General features: G+C 74.9%; 15 protein-coding genes. 11 read left to right on the forward strand and 4 right to left on the reverse strand.

Annotated elements, in window-relative coordinates; genetic code table 11:
- The first annotated feature begins 4 nt into the window (after nt 1-4).
- The 5 genes from flgK to BN3788_RS10295 all read left to right on the forward strand — a co-directional run bounded on the left by flgK (nt 5) and on the right by BN3788_RS10295 (nt 4,372).
- Nucleotides 5-1,432 carry a flagellar hook-associated protein FlgK gene (gene flgK / locus BN3788_RS10275; protein WP_066585375.1) on the forward strand — a complete coding sequence of 476 codons (1,428 nt, stop codon included), beginning with the start codon at nt 5-7 and terminating at the stop codon, nt 1,430-1,432.
- A 14-nt stretch (nt 1,433-1,446) separates the two neighbouring features.
- The gene (gene flgL, locus BN3788_RS10280) at nt 1,447-2,340 is read left to right on the forward strand and encodes a flagellar hook-associated protein FlgL (RefSeq protein ID WP_315969755.1); all 894 of its coding nucleotides are present in this window, start codon (nt 1,447-1,449) and stop codon (nt 2,338-2,340) included.
- A complete protein-coding gene (locus tag BN3788_RS10285) occupies nt 2,337-2,762 on the forward strand; it encodes a flagellar assembly protein FliW (protein ID WP_082812788.1) in 426 nt (141 codons plus the stop codon). Before flgL ends, BN3788_RS10285 begins: the two co-directional genes overlap by 4 nt.
- 117 nt (nt 2,763-2,879) lie before the next feature.
- Entirely contained in the window at nt 2,880-4,103 is a 1,224-nt protein-coding gene (locus BN3788_RS10290) for an EAL and HDOD domain-containing protein (RefSeq protein ID WP_147525106.1), read from the forward strand.
- A gap of 26 nt (nt 4,104-4,129) precedes the next feature.
- Nucleotides 4,130-4,372 (forward strand): DUF2530 domain-containing protein, encoded by a 243-nt coding sequence (locus BN3788_RS10295; protein WP_066587031.1) that lies wholly within the window; start codon nt 4,130-4,132, stop codon nt 4,370-4,372.
- Between the two features lie 22 nt (nt 4,373-4,394).
- On the opposite strand, the gene BN3788_RS10300 is transcribed toward BN3788_RS10295, so the two are convergent.
- The 4 genes from BN3788_RS10300 to BN3788_RS10315 are packed head-to-tail and all read right to left on the reverse strand — an operon-like array spanning nt 4,395 to nt 10,313.
- Nucleotides 4,395-5,723 carry an MFS transporter gene (locus tag BN3788_RS10300; RefSeq protein ID WP_082812791.1) on the reverse strand — a complete coding sequence of 443 codons (1,329 nt, stop codon included), beginning with the start codon at nt 5,721-5,723 and terminating at the stop codon, nt 4,395-4,397.
- The gene (locus BN3788_RS10305; RefSeq protein ID WP_066585383.1) at nt 5,720-8,974 is read right to left on the reverse strand and encodes a sacsin N-terminal ATP-binding-like domain-containing protein; all 3,255 of its coding nucleotides are present in this window, start codon (nt 8,972-8,974) and stop codon (nt 5,720-5,722) included. The genes BN3788_RS10300 and BN3788_RS10305 overlap by 4 nt, the downstream gene beginning before the upstream one ends.
- Entirely contained in the window at nt 8,971-9,927 is a 957-nt protein-coding gene (locus BN3788_RS10310) for a DUF3027 domain-containing protein (RefSeq protein WP_066585386.1), read from the reverse strand. The genes BN3788_RS10305 and BN3788_RS10310 overlap by 4 nt, the downstream gene beginning before the upstream one ends.
- 2 nt (nt 9,928-9,929) lie before the next feature.
- Nucleotides 9,930-10,313 (reverse strand): cold-shock protein, encoded by a 384-nt coding sequence (locus BN3788_RS10315; protein ID WP_066585390.1) that lies wholly within the window; start codon nt 10,311-10,313, stop codon nt 9,930-9,932.
- A gap of 135 nt (nt 10,314-10,448) precedes the next feature.
- On the opposite strand from BN3788_RS10315, the gene BN3788_RS10320 reads away from it, so the two are divergent.
- The 6 genes from BN3788_RS10320 to BN3788_RS10345 all read left to right on the forward strand — a co-directional run bounded on the left by BN3788_RS10320 (nt 10,449) and on the right by BN3788_RS10345 (nt 18,881).
- Nucleotides 10,449-10,868 (forward strand): TraR/DksA family transcriptional regulator, encoded by a 420-nt coding sequence (locus tag BN3788_RS10320; RefSeq protein ID WP_066585398.1) that lies wholly within the window; start codon nt 10,449-10,451, stop codon nt 10,866-10,868.
- Nucleotides 10,869-10,965: 97 nt separating this feature from the next.
- Nucleotides 10,966-13,272: a helicase-associated domain-containing protein gene (locus BN3788_RS10325; protein WP_066585402.1), complete on the forward strand. Its 2,307-nt coding sequence runs from the start codon at nt 10,966-10,968 to the stop codon at nt 13,270-13,272.
- Nucleotides 13,273-13,387: 115 nt separating this feature from the next.
- Nucleotides 13,388-15,097 (forward strand): DNA repair helicase XPB, encoded by a 1,710-nt coding sequence (locus BN3788_RS10330; RefSeq protein ID WP_082812792.1) that lies wholly within the window; start codon nt 13,388-13,390, stop codon nt 15,095-15,097.
- 143 nt (nt 15,098-15,240) lie between these two features.
- On the forward strand, nt 15,241-16,167 hold the full coding sequence (locus BN3788_RS10335) for an Ig-like domain-containing protein (protein ID WP_066585403.1): 927 nt from the start codon (nt 15,241-15,243) through the stop codon (nt 16,165-16,167).
- Nucleotides 16,151-16,732 carry an LPXTG cell wall anchor domain-containing protein gene (locus tag BN3788_RS10340; RefSeq protein ID WP_159066884.1) on the forward strand — a complete coding sequence of 194 codons (582 nt, stop codon included), beginning with the start codon at nt 16,151-16,153 and terminating at the stop codon, nt 16,730-16,732. The genes BN3788_RS10335 and BN3788_RS10340 overlap by 17 nt, the downstream gene beginning before the upstream one ends.
- Before the next feature lie 199 nt (nt 16,733-16,931).
- Nucleotides 16,932-18,881: a TPM domain-containing protein gene (locus BN3788_RS10345; protein WP_066585408.1), complete on the forward strand. Its 1,950-nt coding sequence runs from the start codon at nt 16,932-16,934 to the stop codon at nt 18,879-18,881.
- Nucleotides 18,882-18,892 lie beyond the last annotated feature (11 nt).

Raw genomic sequence — 18,892 nt, forward strand, 5'->3', positions numbered from 1 at the left:
ACCCGTGAGCACCTTCTCCGGACTCGGCACCGCGCTGAGCTCGCTGATCGCCCAACGACAGGCCCTCGAGGTCTCGGGTCAGAACATCGCCAACGCCAACACCGTCGGCTACACCCGCCAGCGCGCCGCGATCTCGTCGCTGCCCGCCGCACAGCTCCCCTCGATGTTCTCCACCTCGAACGGCCCCGGCTACGGCACCGCTGTCACCGACATCGCGCGGCTGAACGACGTGTTCCTCGACGCGCAGGTCCGCACCACCACGGCCAGCAGCTCGTTCCTGAGCGCTCGCGCCTCAGCGTCCAAGCTGCTCGAGACGAACATCGGGGAGCCGGCGGCCACTGGCCTCGCCACCCAGCTCACCGACCTGTGGGCCGCGTTCGGGGACGTCGCCAACAGCCCCGACAAGGACTCCTCGCGCGCGGTGCTGCTCGAGACCGCCACCGCCGTGGCCGATCGCATCGGCACGCTCTACACCGCCGCGGGCACGCAGTGGTCGCAAGCGCGGACGCAGACCACGTCCCTCGTCGCACAGGCCAACACCTCAGCCGCGAACATCGCCGACCTCAACAAGCGCATCCTCGCCATCGAGAACTCCGGTTCCTCCGCGAACGAGCTCAAGGACCAGCGCGACCTGCTCGTCACCGAGCTGTCCGGCCTGGTCGGGGCCACCACGCGCACGCAGGAGAACGGCCAGATCGACGTCCTGGTGGGCGGCAACATGCTGGTGGACGGCTCCAAGGTGCGCGAGCTCGCGGTGACCGGCGCGGCCGGCTTCGCCGACGCGACCGGGGGCGCCGAGGTCAAGGTCGTCTGGGCCGCGGACACGTCGCGCTCGGCCGGGTTGGAGGGCGGCCAGGTGGCCGGGCTCCTGTCGGTGCTGGCCCCGCCCGCCGCAGGCGGCACCGGCGGCCTGCTCACCGAGGCCGCGGCCTCCTACGACAAACTGGCCACACAGCTCGCGACGCAGGTCAACGCGTTGCACCGGCAGGCCGTCACCATCGGCGGCGCGCAGGGTGGCGACTTCTTCGACTTCACGGCCGGGCAGCCCGCCGCGCTCGGGCTCAAGGTCGCGATCGACGACCCGGCCCTGGTCGCGGTGGCGGCGCCCGGCGCCGGCGCCCTCGACGGCTCCTTCGCCCGTCAGATCGCCCAGCTCGGCACCTCCGTCAACGGCCCTGACGCGGCGTGGAGCGCCTTCGTCGTGCAGCTCGGCGTGAGCACCGCCAGCGCCACGTCGCGGGCCACCGCCGCCGAGGCGACCCGTGCCTCCGCGTCGGCGCAGCAGATCGCCCAGACCAGCGTCGACACCGACGAGGAGACGGTCAACATGCTCGCCTACCAGCGCGCCTACGAGGGCGCCGCGCGGGTGCTCAGCGCCATCGACGAGATGCTCGACACCCTGATCAACAGAACCGGAATCGTGGGGCGGTAGAGATGATCAACCGTGTGACGCACCAGTCCGTGCAGCGCTCGACACTGGCGAACCTGCAGCTCAACCTCTCCACCATGGCCGACCTGCAGGCCAAGATGTCCAGCGGCAAGAAGATCAACGTGCCGTCCGACGACCCGGCCGGAGCCTCCGACATGCTGCGCCTGCGGGGCGAGCAGCGGACGCAGGCCCAGTACCAGCGCAACGCCGGCGACGGGAACTCGTGGCTCACCACGATCGACTCCGCCCTGCAGACCACCTCCACCACGATCCGCCGGGTGCGCGACCTCGTCATCCAGAGCGGCTCCGGCGCGGCGGGCACGCCCTCGCGTGAGGCGATCGCCGTCGAGATCGAGGGCCTGCGCGACGAGCTGCTGCAGCAGGCCAACACGACCTACCTCGGGCGCACCGTCTTCGCCGGAACCTCCAACGCCGGGGCCGCGTTCACCGTCGACTCGACCACGGACCCGGCGACGTACACGTTCACCGGAGCGGCGTCCGCCACGGTGGAGCGGCAGGTCGCCGACGCCACCACCGTCCGCGTCGACGCGGATGGCGCGAAGGTCTACGGCGACGGCGCGGACTCCGTGTTCGCGCTCCTCGACTCGATCGCCGCGACGCTGCGCACCCCTGGTGCGGACGCCGCCACGCAGCTCGCCGCCCTCGACACGCGCTTCGAGACGGTGCTCACCGAGCTGGCCGGCGTCGGCGCCCGGCAGACTCGCATCGTCAACGCGCAGGCCAGCCTGGTCGACAGCGCCCTGACCACCAAGACGCAGCTCTCTGCGATCGAGGACATCGACCTGGCGGAGATCATCCTGGAGCTCGGCATGCAGGAGACGGCTTACCAGGGAGCCCTCGGCGCCGCGGCCAAGGTGCTCCAGCCGAGCTTGATGGACTACCTCCGATGAGCGCCCTGCCTGTGGACGGCCTCCCACCGACGGATGGCCGCATGCCGCCCCAGTTGCGACTGTGCGCGCCGCTGCCCGGGCTGCCGGGCCACGACACGTTCACGATGGACGCGCTGGACGACGACGGCACGCTGTTCGCCATGCGCAGCGCCCCGGCCGACCGCGCGCCGGTGCGGCTGTTCGTCGTCCCGCCGCGCGTGTTCTTCCCGGACTACGCGCCGAGCGTGGACGCCGAGGCACACACGCTGGTCGGCGGGCGCGCGGAGGACCACCTGCTGCTCGTCGTGGTGCACCCCGCGGACCGCGACACCCCGCCCACCGCGAACCTGCTGGCGCCGCTCGTGGTCGACCCGACCACCGGCGCGGCGATGCAGACGGTGCTCGGCGACGACGACTGGCCCCTGCACGCGCCGCTGGGCTGACACCCGGACACCGCCGCCGCGAACTCCGCAAACGATTTCACTCATGTGCGCGGGCTGGACGTCGATCAGATGGGTGTTGTCCGTTCGCCGGCCCGCCGTCCCCAGGGGGATCAGTCCATGAGTGTGCTCGATGGTCGCAACTCGGCCGCGCGGGTCAGCGAGATCACGGTGCTGCGGCAGCCCGTGGTGCACCCGGATCGGGCCGTCTACGGCTATGCCGTCCGCGTGGTGGTGCTCGACGGCGCCGGTGCGCCGTTCCCCGAGCACCAGGTCGAGCACCTGATCGAGGCCGAGTACGCGAAGCTCGACTTCGCGATGCTGGCCGGCGATCGCGCCATCCTGCTGCGCGCCACGAACCGCCTGCTCACCGGCGACCTCGCGACCCCGACCAGCCCGCACGGCGTGGTCCTCGAGCTCTCCCCCCTGCTCGCGCAGCGCGCCGACGCCCGCCTCCTCGTCGACGCCGCCCGTGAGCGCGGCGCCCGGATCGCCCTCGCCGACTACTCCGGCAGCTCCTCGCAGGATGAGCTCCTCCCCCAGGTCGACCTCGTGAAGGTCGATGTGGCGCGCGGCCCGGACCGGGTCAGCGAGCTCGTGTCCCGGGCGCACGCCGCAGGCGCCACCGTCATCGGCGAGCGCGCCGACAACCGCGAGCGGATCCGCCTCGGCCAGCAGGCCGGCGTCGACCTGCTCCAGGGCCCCATGTTCCAGCGCCACCCCGAGACCACGGGACGCGACTTCTCCGCGGGCGAGCTGCAGTGCCTGGAGCTCATGCAGCTCCTCAGCGCGGAGTCCATCGACCAGGCCGCCGTGGTGCGCGTGGTGAGCTCGGACCCCGAGCTCGCGATCCGGGTGCTGCACCTGGTCAACTCCAGCGTGTACGCGCTGCGGCGCGAGATCGACTCGGTGCACCAGGCAGTGGTGCTGGTCGGCCCGCAGCAGCTCGCGGCCCTCGCGATGGCCTCCCTCATCGACGCGCGTCCCACCACCGTCGGGGCCCTCTGGGCGACGCTCACCCGCGCGCTGACGTGCCGCTCCCTCACCGGCGAGGACGCCGCGTACACCGTGGGGCTGCTCTCCGCCGTCGCCTCCCAGCTCGGCATCTCCACAGCGGACCTGGTGAGCCGCACGGGCGTCTCCAGCGACGTCGCGCGCGCCCTTAACGAGCAGACCGGCCCCTACGGCCCGACGCTCGCCGCGGTGCTCGCCCATGAGGAGAACGACGTGGAGGGAGTCCGCGCGACGGGCCTGGAGCCCTTCGACGTGGCCCACGCCTACCTCGCCGCGGTGCCCGAGGCGCTCGCCACGGCGACGTCCTTGGCGGTCGGGTCCCGGTCCTAGCGGGATCGCGACGTAACCTGGTGACCGTGCCATCACTGATCGAGGTCGTGCTCCACCCGGACCGCCGTAAGGCGAGCCCGGAGCCGGTCGCCGTCAGCCTGCGCCCCGTGTTCCTCGTCGGCATCGTCGTCTGGCTGGTCGCGCTGGGCGTCTCGGCGCTGCTGTGGTGGCGCGGCACGATCGACAGCACGTCGCTGTGGGTGTGCGCCACCGGCATGCTGCTCGGCGCCGGCGGCTACCTCTGGTCCCGGCAGAGCCCGGACCGCTGACCCTCTCGCTCGCGTAGCGCGCTCAGGGCAGCTCCTCGCGGGAGCGCACCGCCCCGCCGTCCCAGGACAGCTCCACCCCGGCGCGCCGGCGCGTCGTGGCATTCGCGTGCACCGACCATCGCGGCACCCACCGCGCCAGCGCCCCGGCCGCGAGCAGCCCCAGCCCGCCGATCGTCGCGATGCCTGCCGCGAGGCTCCCCAGCGCGGCCCCGGCGGACACCACCAACGGCCCAGCCGCGGCGCCCGAGTCCTGCAGCAGCCGCCACGCCCCCAGGAACTGCGACCGGCCGGCCACCGGCGCCACGTCGGCGCCCAGCGTCATGAGGATCCCGGAGCCGATGCCGTTGCCCAGGCCCATGACCATCGCCACAGCCGCGAGGCTGGCGAGGCTGTGGGTCAGCGGCAGCACGGCGATGCTCAGCCCGAGCACCAGCATCGACGGCACCGCCACCCACATCCGCCCGCGCCGGTCCATGACCTTGCCCGCCGGGTAGAACAGCAGCATGTCCACGGCGCCCGACAGGCCGAAGACGAGGCTCGTGGCCGTCGGAGACAGGCCGATGTGCTCCGACCACAGCGGCAGCACCACCTGCTTGCTCGCCCGGACGGCGCCCACCAGCACCACCGCGGAGCCGAGGGTCGCCAACACCCTCCAGTGCTGCGCCAGCACTTGTCGGGTCGAGACGCGGGGCGCCGCCGTGCGGGCCGGGCGCCCGCGGCCGCCCTCGACGTCCGGCACGACCAGCACCACCAGGCCTGCCGCGAGCGCCGTGCCCACCGCGAGCCAGAACACCCCGCGCAACTCGGTGAAGTGCAGCACCGCCGCTCCGAGGAACGGCCCGAGGAACGCCCCGATCCGGCTCACCCCGCCGAGCGTCGACATGGCGCGCGCCCGGTTCACCACGGGGGTGACCTCGGTGAGGTAGGAGTGCCGGGCCAGGTGGAACACCGAGCTCGCGGCGCCCGTGCCCAGCACGGCGATGCCGAAGGTCAGCAGGTTCGGGGCGAGCGCGCATCCGGCGAGCGTGAGCAGCGCGAGGATCGTGGCGACGAGCATCGCGCGCCGGTCCCCCACCCGGGCGGCGAGGGCGCCGGCCGGGATGTCTCCCAGCACCTGGCCGACGCCGAGCAGCGCCACCAGCACGCTCGCGCCCGCCAGGCTCGCGCCCAGGTCCGAGGCGGCCAGCGCGACCACCGGCAGGATCGCACCGAGCCCGATCTCGAAGACCAGGCTGGGCGCCAATACACCGGCGAGCACCGCGCCGGAGGACAGCTTCGCCACCCGCGCGGCGCCGGGCTCGGGTGTGGCGGGATCAGGCGTGCCGTGCTCAGGCGGCGGCGGAGCCGTCATCCACGCGCCTGGAGGTCGGGGTCCAGGGCGGCCTCGACCCGCAACTCGGGGAGCCGATCGGGGTCGGTGAGCACGGTCTCCACCACATGCCGCGCCCAGAACCGCCCGGCGGCCTGCCCGAGGGCCCGCGCCAGCCCGGCGAGCTGGGTCGCGTGCACCACGGCGGACTCGCCCGCGCCCTCGACCCACCAGTCGACGGGCACGCCGTCGACCCGCAGCACGTCGTGCTCGATCCAGGTCGCCGGGGCGCCGGGCAGCAACGCCAGGACCTCCGGCGGGGTGGGAACCCGCACCGGGCCGCCGTCGTCCTCGGCTCCGGCGTCGTCAGGCGCGTCGTCCGCGTCGTCCTCGGCAGCCGCCTCCACCCGGCCCGGGGCCAGGTCGGAGGCCAGCGGAAGGTCGAGCAGCGCGGCCAGCGCCTCGGCCGTCGAGCGGTCCGAGCCCTCCTGCTGCCCGGGAAGCAGTGCCGGCACGGGGATCAGCGCGGCGAGGTCGGTGCGCTGCAGCCACATCGGGGCGTCGGCCACCGCCATGTCGTCGGTCTCCGCGACCTGCGCCTGCTCGGCGGAGACCAACGCGGGCAGCAGGTCGACGCCCTCCCCCGGACCATCCTGCGGGGCATGCCGCGCAATCCACGCCCAGGTGCGCCACAGCCCGACGGCGAGCGCCAGGTCGACGGGTGTGCCCGCGTCCCCCAGGCCGTCGAGCAGCACGCCCCAGGCGGCGGCGTCCAGACCGTGCAGGTCGCTGACCCCGCCCAGCGCGCGCTGCACCTCGGAGTCGAGGCCGGCCACGACGTCGGGGGCGGCCGGCAGCAGCTCCCGGGCCGCCTCGTCGGCGTCGGCGGGGGCGAACGGGCGGCCCAGGCCGAGCCCGGACCTCGTGCGCAGCCACCATGCGGTGTACGAGGGCGCCGTGCGGGCGACCCCCTCGGCCCGCACCGGGTCGAGCAGCGCCGACCGCAGGCGCGGGACGCTGGCGATGCGCGTCAGCACCTGCGGCCACGCGTCGTCGGCCACGGCGTCGAGGTCCGCCACCGCGTCGACCTCGGCCACGTAGGAGCCCGTCCCGAGCACGCGGGCGAGCTCGGCGACGTAGTCCTCCCAGCCGTCGAGGGACTGCGCCACGAGCTGGTCGGCGCCGTCCGCGTCGAGGTCGAGCGCGTCGACGTCCACGACGACGTCGCCCACCCGCACTGTCACCAGGTCGTCGCGCACGCCTGCGGCGACCAGCACGTCGGCGCCCCACCGCTCCAGGGTGGCGACCTCCACGGCTGCGAGCACGCGCGCGTCGAGCAGGCGTTCCGCGTCGGAGCCGGGCAGCAGCAGCCCGTGGGCGGGCGTGGGCTCGCCGTCGGCGGCCGGCAGCGTGAGCAGGCCCAGCCAGGCCAAGACCTCCGCCGGCAGCGCCTGCGCGGGGTCGGCCTCCCGCTCGTCGAGCGCCGCGCGGACCAGCGTCAACACCGCGCCCGTCACCTCGTCGGCGAGTTGCAGGTCGTCGTCGTCGGCCTGGTCGAGCACCGCCTGGCGCACAGCGGGGTGGGCCAGCAGCCCGGCGGCGTCGGACGGCGTCGCGCCGAGGCTCTCCAGCAGCGGGTGCGCGGCGTCGGGGTGCACGACGCGCAGCCCCCAGCGCGACAGCACCTCGAACGCGACGTCCTGCGCGGCGTCGCCCACACTCGTGTCGCGCAGCACCAGCCCGCGTGCGCCGCGCACCACCCGGCCGTCGGCCAGCGGCACCGGCAGCGCGCCGAGCTGCTCCCGGACGTCGGGCTCGGAGGCCACTGGCGCCAGCGCGGCGTACAGGTCCCGCCACCGCCCGGGGTCGGCTCCCCCGGCGGCTGGCAGCTCCTCGACCAGGTCGGACAGGTCCCGCAGCTCGACGCCCAGCGTGCGCGCGGCGACCTCGGAGCCGGGGGCCAGCCGCACCAGCCCGGAGGCGTGCTCGGCCAGCGCCGCCACAGCGCCGGGGTCCCGGCCGGCCGGCCCGGCGAGCGCCACCGAGCGCCCTGGCTCGAGCAGCCCGCCGACGTCCGCGTCCTCGTCGCCGGCGGCGCCAGGCAGCGGCCGGGCAGCGGGCGCCAGCAAGGGCGTGCGGGCGAGCCGCTCCACCAGCCGCTCACGCAGCGCGCCGTCCAGGGCGCCACCCGGCAGCCCCGTCGGCACCAGCGCCAGAGGATCGTCTCCGGCGTCCGCGAGCGTGGTCGCGAGCCGCGCGTACACGTCGGCCGCGTGGTCCAGCACCGCGTCGGTGAGCGGCCCCCGGGCCACGTGGCGCCGTGCCGGGTCGAGCGGGAAGGTCGCCACCAGCAGCGCGGGCGCGGTGCACGGCTCATCGGTGGGCGTGGGGGCGTGCACCACGCGCTCCCAGGCAGCCCCCGAGCCGGCGACGGGCACCGCCCAGGTGACCCGCCACGCGCGTGCGTCGCGTTCCTCGACGGGACGGTCGGCGAGCAGCGCGAGATCCAACTCGCCCTGCGCCGAGGCCACATGCCACCGCTCGCCCACCTGCGCGATGCGGCGCACCGGCTGATCGGCGCCGTCGTCCTCGATGACGATCTCCACCAGGCCCGGAAGCGCCAGCAGCAGCGGGTCGCCCACGGCGGCGAGCAGGGCCCGCACCTCGTCGGTGGCCACCTCGTCGCGCAGCTCGAGCACCACGGCGGTGTCATAGCCGGTCGGCGGGGTCCCCTCGGCGGGCAGCGGCAGCCGCAGCGCGGGCAGCGAGCCGTCCCGGCGGCGCACCTCGTCCGCGAGATCGGGCAGGTCGGCGGTGGCCTCGGCCAGCAGCTCACGGGTGTCCGCGAGGGAGAACCTCACCCCGCCCGTGGTCGACAGCACCGAGACCTCGTCGGCGACCGAGCGCACCGCGGCGAACCCCACCCCGAACCGGCCGACGACCCCGGGAGCCGCGGGACCCCGTCCCGCCTGCGCGTCGCGCTTCGCCGAGGCGCGCATCGACGCGAGCGACGCCACCCCCGCGGCGTCCAGCGGCGCGCCGGTGTTCGCGGCGACGAGCACGGCGCCGTCTTGCGTGGTGGCGAGCCGCAGTAGCAGCCTGCCCGGCACGCCTGCGCGCGTGGCGGCGTCTGACGCGTTCTGCGCGAGCTCGACGAGCACCCGGTCGCGGTAATACCCGCGGGCGTGGTCCTCCTCGGTGTTGGCGTCCTCGCGGAGCCGGGCCGGGGAGGCCCGCCACGCCTCCAGCACGGCAGCGCGCAACGCCGCCGTGTCGAAGGCGTCCGAGGTCACCAGTCCGGGCTCAGCGTGTCGTCGCCCTCGTCGGTGGCTGGCTCGTCGGCGGCAGGCTCATCCGCGACGACCTCGGCGGCGACGACCTCGACAGCGACCACGTCGACGGCTGCGGGCTCGTGGGCAGCAGGCTCATCCGACACGATCTCGGGCACGGCGACCTCTGCCGTGGCCTCGTCGGCCACGTCCGCGTCGGCGGCCGTGCGGACCACCTCCACCTGCATCTCGTCGATGCCCGGGTCGGGGGCGGGCCAGTCGGACGCATGCGGCTCGACGTCCGTCTCGGAGTGCGCGCCGCAGCCGTGGTCGAGGCTCACCACGCGCCCGTCGTCGGGGGACCACTCGTTCGCGCAGACGCCGAAGAGGCGGCCCAGGGAGCCCTGCAACGGGATGAGGAACGCGCAGGCGACGCACGCGGCGGCGGCCGTGACGGCGCCGGCGGCGGGGGGGCCCTGCGAGCCGCGGTACCAGCGCTCCGCGACCTCGTCGAGGCCCTGCGGGGACAGCACACGGGCGCGGGCGGGCGCGAGCTCGTCGATGGCGACCTCGTCGACCTCGGGGTCGCCTGTGGGCGTCCAGCCGGGCTCGAGGCGCGGGTCGTCGGCGCGGAAGGGGAGCACGTCGCCGGGGCCGATGTCGCCCGGGCGCAGCCGCTCGGACCACGGCACCCACTCGGGGGCGAGGATCGCGTCATCGCCGGGGAGCAGCACGGCCTCGCACACCGTGGCGGTGCGGGAGCGCGGGATCCGGGCGACGGTGACCGTCCAGGCCCAGCCCCGGTAGCCCTTCGCGGCGCTGGCGAACCGGTGGGAGACGAGCCGTTCGCTCTCGACGACGGCGCCCAGGTACGCGCCGACGTCCTCCGGGTGCTCGGCGAGCTCGACCGCGGCGGCGCGGGCCAGCTCGACCGTCGCCTCGGAGCTGAGGACGGCGTCCTTCGTCGCGGTGGCCATCCTCACGCCTCGAGGTCGTCGGCGACGGCGCGCAGCACAGCGGCGACCTTGGTCGCCCCGCCCTTCTCGGGGTAGCGGCCACGGCGCAGGCCGTTGCCGACACCGTCGAGCAGCTTGATGAGGTCCTCGATGATGACGGCCATGTCGTCGGCCGGCTTGCGCTGCGCCTTCGCGACGGACGGCACCGGGTCGAGGACCTTCACGGACAGTGCCTGCGGGCCGCGTCGCCCGTCAGCCACGCCGAACTCGACCTTGGCGCCCGGCTTGGGAGCCGCTGCGCCCGCGGGCAGCGCCGAGGCGTGCAGGAAGACCTCGTCGCCCTCGTCGCTGGCGATGAATCCGAATCCGCGCTCGGTGTCGAACCACTTGACCTTGCCGGTGGGCACCGCAACCCCTGGTGTTCGATGGATGAATACTGGCCAATGCTACCTGTTGGGACCCTCGCGCCCTCGTCGCGCGCCGAGGCGTCCGCGTCGGGTCCGGACGGCATCCCGGCGCGCCGTCGACGTATCGTGGCCGGGATGGGGGACGAGGCCGCGCACGAGGCTCCGCACGAGGGCGCCGCGGAGGTCGACCCGGCCCGGGCGCGGGAGCTCCTGGAGCAACTCCGGCTCGACGCCGTGGGACGGCTGGTGTCGCTGCGGGGCGACCTGGCCGGCCTGTTCGACGCCCAGCGGGACACGGCCACCGACGACGAGCACGACCCGGAGGGCTCCACCCTCGCCTTCGAGCGGGCCCAGGCGGATGCCCTCGCACGCGCCGCGCTCGACCAGGTCGCGGAGATCGACGCCGCGCTGGGCCGGCTGGAGTCGGGCGGCTATGGCCGCTGCGAGGTCTGCGGTGATCCGATCGCGCCCGCCCGGCTGGAGGCGCGGCCCGCGGCGCGCACCTGCATCCGTTGCGCGTCGGGTTCGCGGAACGCTGGCGGATCCAGCGGCTGACCTGCGCCCACGCTGACGCCGCGAATCCGGGGGCTGCCAGCGGCGCCAGGACGTCGTCGCAGGGTAGGAGGGCCATCCGACACGTATCGTGGGAGGGATGGTCACGTTCACGGAGCACCTGCGCGCCCGCGGCGACGACGAGCTCGTCGCCCTGCTGCTGCAGCGCCCTGACCTGGCGGCCCCTTCGCCCTCGACCCTCTCGTCGCTCGCGGCGCGCGCGTCGAGCCGCACCAGCCTGGAACGCGCCCTCGCGACCGTCGACGCCTCGGTCCTGCAGGCCCTGGAGGCGCTGGTCGCGCTGACCGACGGCGGCGGCTCCGCGCGGCGCGACGACGTGGCGGCGGCCGTCGGCGCCCAGCGCGCGCCCCGCGACCGCCTGGACCGCGCCCTGGACCGCGCCCATGAGCTCGCGCTGGTCTGGACCGATGAGGACGGCGTGCACCCGGCCCCCGGGCTCGCCGAGCTGCTCGGCCCGTACCCGGCCGGCCTGGCGCCGGCGACAGCCACCCAGGAGCCGCCGGTGGACCTCGGCGTGCTCGACGACGCTCCCGCCGCCGCCCGCTCGGTGCTCGACGCGCTGACCTGGGGACCCCCGGTGGGCATCGGCCCGCCCGCGGGCAGTCCCGCCGCAGCGGCCGTGGACTGGCTGCTCGAGCGCCGCCTGCTGGTGCCGGGCGACGCGCGCCATGTGGTGCTGCCACGTGCTGTGGCGCTGGCCCTGCGCGGCGGTCGCACGCACCGCGCCCCCGCGACTCCCCCGGAGCCCGCCCCCACGGGCGTGGCCCATGCGGAGGCCCTTGTCGCGGCGGAGTCCGCTGCGGCGGCCGAGCGCTTCGTACGGCTCGTCGCGCTGCTGGTGCGGACGTGGGAGCAGACGCCGGCGCCGGTGCTGCGGTCCGGCGGCCTGGGGGGGCGCGAGCTGCGCCGCGTGGCCGCCACGTTGGAGGTCGAGGACTCCGAGGCCGCATTCGTCGTCGAGCTGGCCGCCGCCGCAGGCCTCATCGCGGAGGACGAGGAGGAGAGCCCGGCGTTCGCGCCGACGCTGGCCGTGGACGAGTGGCTCAACGACGACCTGCCGTCCCGGTGGGCGACCCTGGCCCGGGCGTGGGCGACCACCGTCCGCACGCCGTGGATGGTGGGCGGCCGCGACGAGCGCGGTGGCGTCCGCGCCGCGCTCGACCCGGAGCTGTCCCGGCCGTGGGCGCCCCGCGTGCGCCACGCCGTGCTCACCGCGCTCGCCGAGGTGCCGCCGGGCACCGTGCTGCGCACCGAGGCCGTGCTGGAGCTGCTGCGCTGGCGCACACCACGGTCAGTGCCGCCCGAGGCCGCCGTGGCCGCGACCCTGCACGAGGCGGGGATGCTCGGCGTGCTCGGCGCCGGCGCCCTGTCCCCCGCCGGGCGCGCGCTCCTCGAGGAGGTGGACCGCTCGGCGCATGCCCTGCCCACCGACGCGGAGCCGGGGATCACCCCGGAGGCCGCGCTGGCCACGGCCCTGCCCGAGCCCGTCTCCGACCTGCTGCTCCAGGGCGACCTCACCGGCATCGTGCCCGGGCGCCCGACTCCCGAGCTGGCGGCGCTGCTCGAGCGGTCGGGGGTGATCGAGTCCCGAGGCGCGGCGCTCACCGTCCGCTTCACCCCGGAGTCCATCCGCGCGGCCCTCGATGTGGGCGGCACCGCCGACGACCTGCTGGCCGGGCTGGCCGCGCACGCCCGAGGCGGCATCCCGCAGCCGCTCGAGTACATGATCCGGGACGCGGGCCGGCGGCACGGGCAGCTGCGCGCCGGGTACGCGGCGAGCTACCTGCGGGCCGACGACCCGGCGCTGCTGGCCGGGCTCGTGGACAACCCGGCGCTGGCCGAGCTGGGCCTGATGCGCCTCGCGCCCACCGTGCTGGGCTCGGTGGCGTCCCCGCGCGAGCTGCTGGCGGTGCTCCGCGAGCACGGGCTCGCCCCGCTCGCGGAGGGCCCCGGCGGCCAGGTGCTGCACCCCGAGCCGCAGGTGCGCCGTGTGCGCAACGTCCGGCGCAACGCCCCCCACAAGATCGGCGCCGCGCCGTCACGGCGCCCGGACACCCTCACGTCGCAGGAGCGCGCCGGGCTGGTCGCGCAGCTGGTCCCGACGCTCCGCGAGGCCGAGCGGGAGGGATCCGACGCCGCCTCGGGCGAGGAGCGGCGCCGCGAGCCCGCCCTCGCGAACCCCGTCTCGGCGCTCAGCGTGCTGCGCGAGGCCGCGGCGCAGGGCCGCGAGGTCTGGCTCGAGATGGTCGGCCCGCACGGCGTCCACCAACGCCGCCGCGTGCGCCCGGTGCACGTCGAGGGCGGCAGGGTGCGGGTGCGTGACGAGGCCCGCGACGCCGAGCTGACGGTCGCCGTGCACCGCATCGCCTCGGCCACGCCCGTCTGAGCGACCTGTCGATGGCGTTGTCGATGACCTCACACTCCGGCCTGCCCGGAACAAACCACGCCGCTCGCGGCGTTCGCAGACATGCCCGGACCCGTGATCTACCGGAAGGCACCGCATGACGAACGGCCCCCTGATCGTGCAGAGCGACAAGACCCTGCTGCTGGAGATCGACCACGAGCAGGCTGCGGAGTGCCGCCGCGCGATTGCCCCGTTCGCCGAGTTGGAGCGCGCGCCCGAGCACATGCACACCTATCGGCTGACGCCGCTGGGCCTGTGGAACGCGCGCGCCGCGGGCCATGACGCCGAGCAGGTCGTCTCCGTGCTGCTGGAGTACTCGCGGTACCCGGTCCCCCACGCCCTGCTCATCGACATCGCCGAGACGATGTCCCGCTACGGCCGTCTGCAGCTCGTGCAGGACCCGGTGCACGGCCTGGTGCTGCACTCCCTGGACCGCGCGGTGATGGCCGAGGTGCTGCGCTCGAAGCGCACCGCCGGCCTCGTCGGGCAGCGCCTGGACGACACCGACGTCGTGGTGCACCCCAGCGAGCGCGGGCACCTCAAGCAGGTGCTGCTCAAGCTCGGCTGGCCCGCCGAGGACCTGGCGGGCTACGTGGACGGGGAGGCGCACGCCATCGGGCTCCAGCAGGACGGCTGGTCGCTGCGCCCCTACCAGGAGCAGGCTGTCGACGGCTTCTGGCACGGCGGCTCAGGGGTCGTGGTGCTGCCCTGCGGCGCCGGCAAGACGCTCGTCGGCGCGGCCGCGATGGCCCGTTCGCAGACCACCACGCTGATCCTGGTGACCAACACCGTCAGCGCCCGCCAGTGGCGCGACGAGCTGATCAAGCGCACCACGCTCACCGAGGACGAGATCGGCGAGTACTCGGGCTCCCGCAAGGAGGTCCGCCCCGTCACCATCGCCACCTACCAGGTGCTCACCACCAAGCGGAAGGGCGTCTACACGCACCTCGAGCTGCTCGACGCCCGCGACTGGGGCCTGGTGGTCTACGACGAGGTGCACCTGCTGCCCGCGCCGATCTTCCGCATGACCGCCGACCTGCAGGCCCGCCGCCGCCTGGGCCTCACGGCCACGCTGGTGCGCGAGGACGGCCGCGAGGACGAGGTGTTCTCGCTGATCGGGCCGAAGCGGTACGACGCGCCCTGGAAGGACATCGAGCAGCAGGGCTACATCGCCCCCGCCGACTGCGTCGAGGTGCGGCTGACGCTCCCTGAGCGCGACCGGATGCTCTACGCCACCGCCGAGCCCGAGGACAAGTACCGCCTCGCGGCGAGCGCCCCCGGCAAGAACACCGTCGTCGAGCAGCTCGTGGCGAAGCACGAGGGCGAGCCGACGCTGGTGATCGGCCAGTACCTCGACCAGCTCGAGGAGCTCGGCGAGCACATCGGCGCGGACGTCATCACCGGCGCCACCACCGTCCCCGAGCGGCAGCGGCTCTTCGACGCGTTCCGCTCCGGGGAGATCACCAAGCTCGTGGTGTCGAAGGTCGCGAACTTCTCGATCGACCTACCCGAGGCGTCCGTCGCCATCCAGGTCTCCGGGTCCTTCGGCTCCCGCCAGGAGGAGGCCCAGCGCCTCGGCCGGCTGCTGCGGCCCAAGGGCGACGGCCGCACCGCGCACTTCTACGCCGTGGTCGCCCGCGACACCGTCGACCAGGACTTCGCGGCGCACCGCCAGCGGTTCCTCGCGGAGCAGGGTTACGCGTACACGATCGTCGACGCGGAGGACCTCGGCCTGTCTGCAGGGGCGAGCGAGGGCGAGCCCGGCGACGGCGACACCACGGGACGTGCCACGGCCCGAGACGACTGAGGCCGGGCGCTCCCTCGACGGGGGGGTGAATCTCACACCTGCGGCATCACATTCGGGTGACGACCCAGATTGCGAAAGCGCTTACAGCCGATAGGCGGGGAAGCGGCTGCCGTCCAGCAGCCGGCACCTTCGAAAGGCTGAACATGCGCTCCCCCCGATCCACGCGCCGACCCGTACGGCTGCTGGCCGTCGCAGTCGTCGCACCGCTCCTCTTCGCCGCGGGCGCCATCGCGCCAGCGGCGGCGACCCCATCGGAGCCGATTCCCGTCACCGTCGATCTCACCGTCAGCGCGACATCAGTGGTGAGCGGCGCCGAGGTGACACTCACCGCCGCCGTCACCCCCAATGGGGAGTCCGGCCTCCCCACGGGAGTCGTCGAGTTCTTCGTCACTCCCGTGGTCATGAACCAGCCGAGCCCTGGGCCCCAGCTGCGCGGCGCCGCGTCACTGGACGGCACGGGCGCAGCGACGCTGGTGACGACGGCGTCCACCCTTCCCGGCGTCCCGTTGATGTCCCTCACCGTGCAGGCGGTGTACCGAGGCGACGCGGACTTCGCCGGCGCCTCCAGCCTGTTGAGGTCGATCATGGTGGCGGACCCCATCGTCGTGCCACCGACTCTCCCCACCTACGCCGTGACGCTCGACGCCCCGACGACGATGGCGGCGGGCTCTCTGACGGCGCGTCTCACCGTGACTGTCTCTGATGGCACCGCGCCGGTCGGCGTCGCAGACGTCAACGTGGTCCCCGTCGGCGCAGGCTGGGACGACGATCCGACCGCCCACGCCAGCGGTGCGGTCGTCGACGGCACGGTCACCATGGTGACCGGTCCGATTCCGGCCGGCGACTACGTCGTGTACGCCTCGTTCCGCGGCTTCGGTGGCGTCACCGCCCCCCTGCGTGTCACCGCCCCCATCGCCGGTGTTGTCGGCGCCCGCGTCGCTCGCATCCGCGGTCGGCGTGCCGACCACCCTCTCTGCCGGCATGACCACCACGGGAGCTCGGCCCGCCCACGCCTCCGTCCTGGTCGACGGCGTGCTGGTGGCCACCGTCCCCATGCCCGCCACCGGTGACCTCATCGTGACGGTCCCCGGACTGGCGCCGGGCGCGTACACCGTGGCCATCCAGACGGCGGCGTACGACGGGCATCTGGCGGCAGCGTCGACGACGGTCCTCACCGTCGCGTCAGCCACGGCGCCCCCGCTGGCAAGCAGCACGCCACACGGCACCGTGCGCGCCGCGACAGCGGCCGGATCCTCGTCCGTCACCGTGACTGCGGGCGGGTACACGCCCGGCGAGCTCGTGGTGTTCTACCTGCACTCGGACCCGATCTTCCTCGGCACCGCGTTCGCTGGGGCGGACGGCGTGGCCACGCTCACCGCTGTCCTGCCGGCCACCGCGCCTGCGGGCGCCCACCACGTGCGCGCGATCGGTGGCACGAGCGGCGTCTGGGCCGAGGTGCCCATCACCCTGGCCGCGGGAGGAACCGTCGCCGCTGCCGGCGCACCGAGTCTCGCCACCCTGCCCGCGACGGGGTCCCCCGCCTCGTCCGGGGTGCTCACAGCACTGGCGCTGATAGCGGTCGGCACGGCGCTGACGGTGGCCCGCCGCCGGATCGCGGGCGTGTCGCGCCTCTGACACACCGCTCTCACCACGACGACGTGCCCTGGCATTCCGGGCACGTCGTCGTGCGCGGCCCGCCCAGCCGCGCAGTCACGCTCCCCCCACCCACCTATGTCGCGCACGTCCCACAGGGCTCCCCACGGCGGGCTCGGCCGGGAACCCGCAGGCAGCGCCCGTCGTTGCACCCTGTATGACCGAGGGAGAGGATTGCCTGGTGCACCGACGAAGCGCGGAACCGAGCACCGCACGTGCGCGTGCTCGCAGAGGCTGGGCCGCGCTCGCCGCGCTCGCCTTCGGATTGCTCGCGGTGCTCGTCCCGGCCTCTGCCGCGACGGCCGCGGACCCGCTGTCGGTCTCCGGTGAGGTCACCGACGAGGTGGGCGCCCTGGGCGGCGACACCGCGGAGGTGCAGGCCGCGCTCGACGAGTTGTCCGGCGCGACGCGGTACCAGTTGTACGTCGTGTACGTCTCGACGTTCAGCGGGGCCTCACCCGAGTCGTGGTCCGCCGAGACCCGCGCGATGTCCGGTCTCGGCTCCGACGATCTGATGCTCGCCGTGGCCGTCGACGACCGCCGGTACTGGCTGTCCCCGGCGGACGTGCCCGATCTGAGCTCGTCCCAGCTCGACGACATCGCCGCCGCGATCGAGGACGAGCTCTCCGGCGACAACTGGGCCGGCGCGGCGATCACCGCCGCCCAGGAGATCGAGGCCGCGGCCGCCGGCGGCGGCGCGGGCGGCGGGCAGCCGGCGGGCGACGGCTCGTCGGAGGGGTCCTCCGGCAGCGGGTTCCTCACGTTCCTCCTGATCGGGCTTGTGGTCATCGTCGGGATCCTGGTGTGGACCACGATGAGCCGCCGCAAGCGCCCGGCGCCCGTCGGCGCGGGGGCGCCCAGCGGCCTGGAGCGGCTCCCCACCGAGGAGCTGCGCAGCCGTGCGAGCACGGCGCTGGTGCAGCTCGACGACGCGCTGCGCACCTCGGAGCAGGAGCTCGGCTTCGCCGAGGCGCAGTTCGGGCCGGAGGCCACCCGCGAGTTCACACAGGTGCTCGCCACCGCGAAGACGCAGGTCAACGAGGCCTTCCGCGCGCGCCAGCAGCTTGACGACAGCACCCGCGAGGCCGAGCCGCAGGTGCGGGCCGCCGCGATCCACATCCTCACCATCTGCCACCAGGCGGCGCAGGCGCTGGACGCCCAGCAGGACAAGTTCGACGAGCTGCGGGACCTGCAGGCCCGGGCGCCCCAGATGCTCGCGGACGAGTCGGCGGCGGCGGACGCCCTGGCCGCGCGCGTCGACCCGGCCCGCGCGACGCTGGCCGCGCTCAGCCAGTCCTATCCGCCGGAGGCGCTGGCCTCGGTGGCGGCGAACCCCGACCAGGCCGTGGCGCTGCTCGCGGACGTCCGCTCCACCATCGAGCAGGGCCGGGCCGCGCTCGACCAGGACGACCGCGGCCGGGCCGTCGGGTTCGCACGCGCCGCCGAGAACGCGCTGGGCCAGGTCAGGACCCTGCTCGACGCCGTCGACCGGGCCGGCGAGGACCTGGCCGCCGCGTCCGGGCGCCTGCAGCAGGCCATCGCGTCCATCTCCTCGGACATCTCCGACGCGGCGCGCCTGGCCCCGGACCGCGCCGACGTCACCGCGCGCGTCACCGACGCGCGCCACGCCATCGACCAGGCCCGCGCCGCCCAGCAGGGCGGCGACCCGCTCGCCGCACTGCGGGACATCACCTCGGCGGAGGCCGCACTGGACGCGGCCCTGGCGCCGATGCGCGAGGCCGAGGAGCAGGCCCGTCGGTCGTCCGCGCTGCTGCGCGACGTGCTCGGGCGGCTCGACTCGCAGATCCGCGCCACCACCGACTTCGTCGAGACGCGGCGCGGCGCCGTGGGCCCCGAGGCCCGCACGAGCCTCGCGGAGGCGCAGCGGCTGTACCGGCAGGCCCTCGACCAGCGTGACTCCGACCCGACGTCGGCCCTCGCGGCGGCGCAGCACGCCGAGCGCTTCGCGGCGGACGCCCAGTGGCGCGCCCGCGCGGACGTGGAGGCCGCGGAGGAGCGGAACCGCCGCGAAGCGCTCGGCGTGCTGCGCGCGGCTTCTGACGCGCACCTGAACCCGTGCGCCGAGCGCGCCCCCACACCGGCACCCACCCCATCATCTGGCACGTCCTGACGACTGAGAGG

The organism is Cellulomonas timonensis, from assembly GCF_900046455.1.
Taxonomy (GTDB): Bacteria; Actinomycetota; Actinomycetes; order Actinomycetales; family Cellulomonadaceae; genus Cellulomonas_A; species Cellulomonas_A timonensis.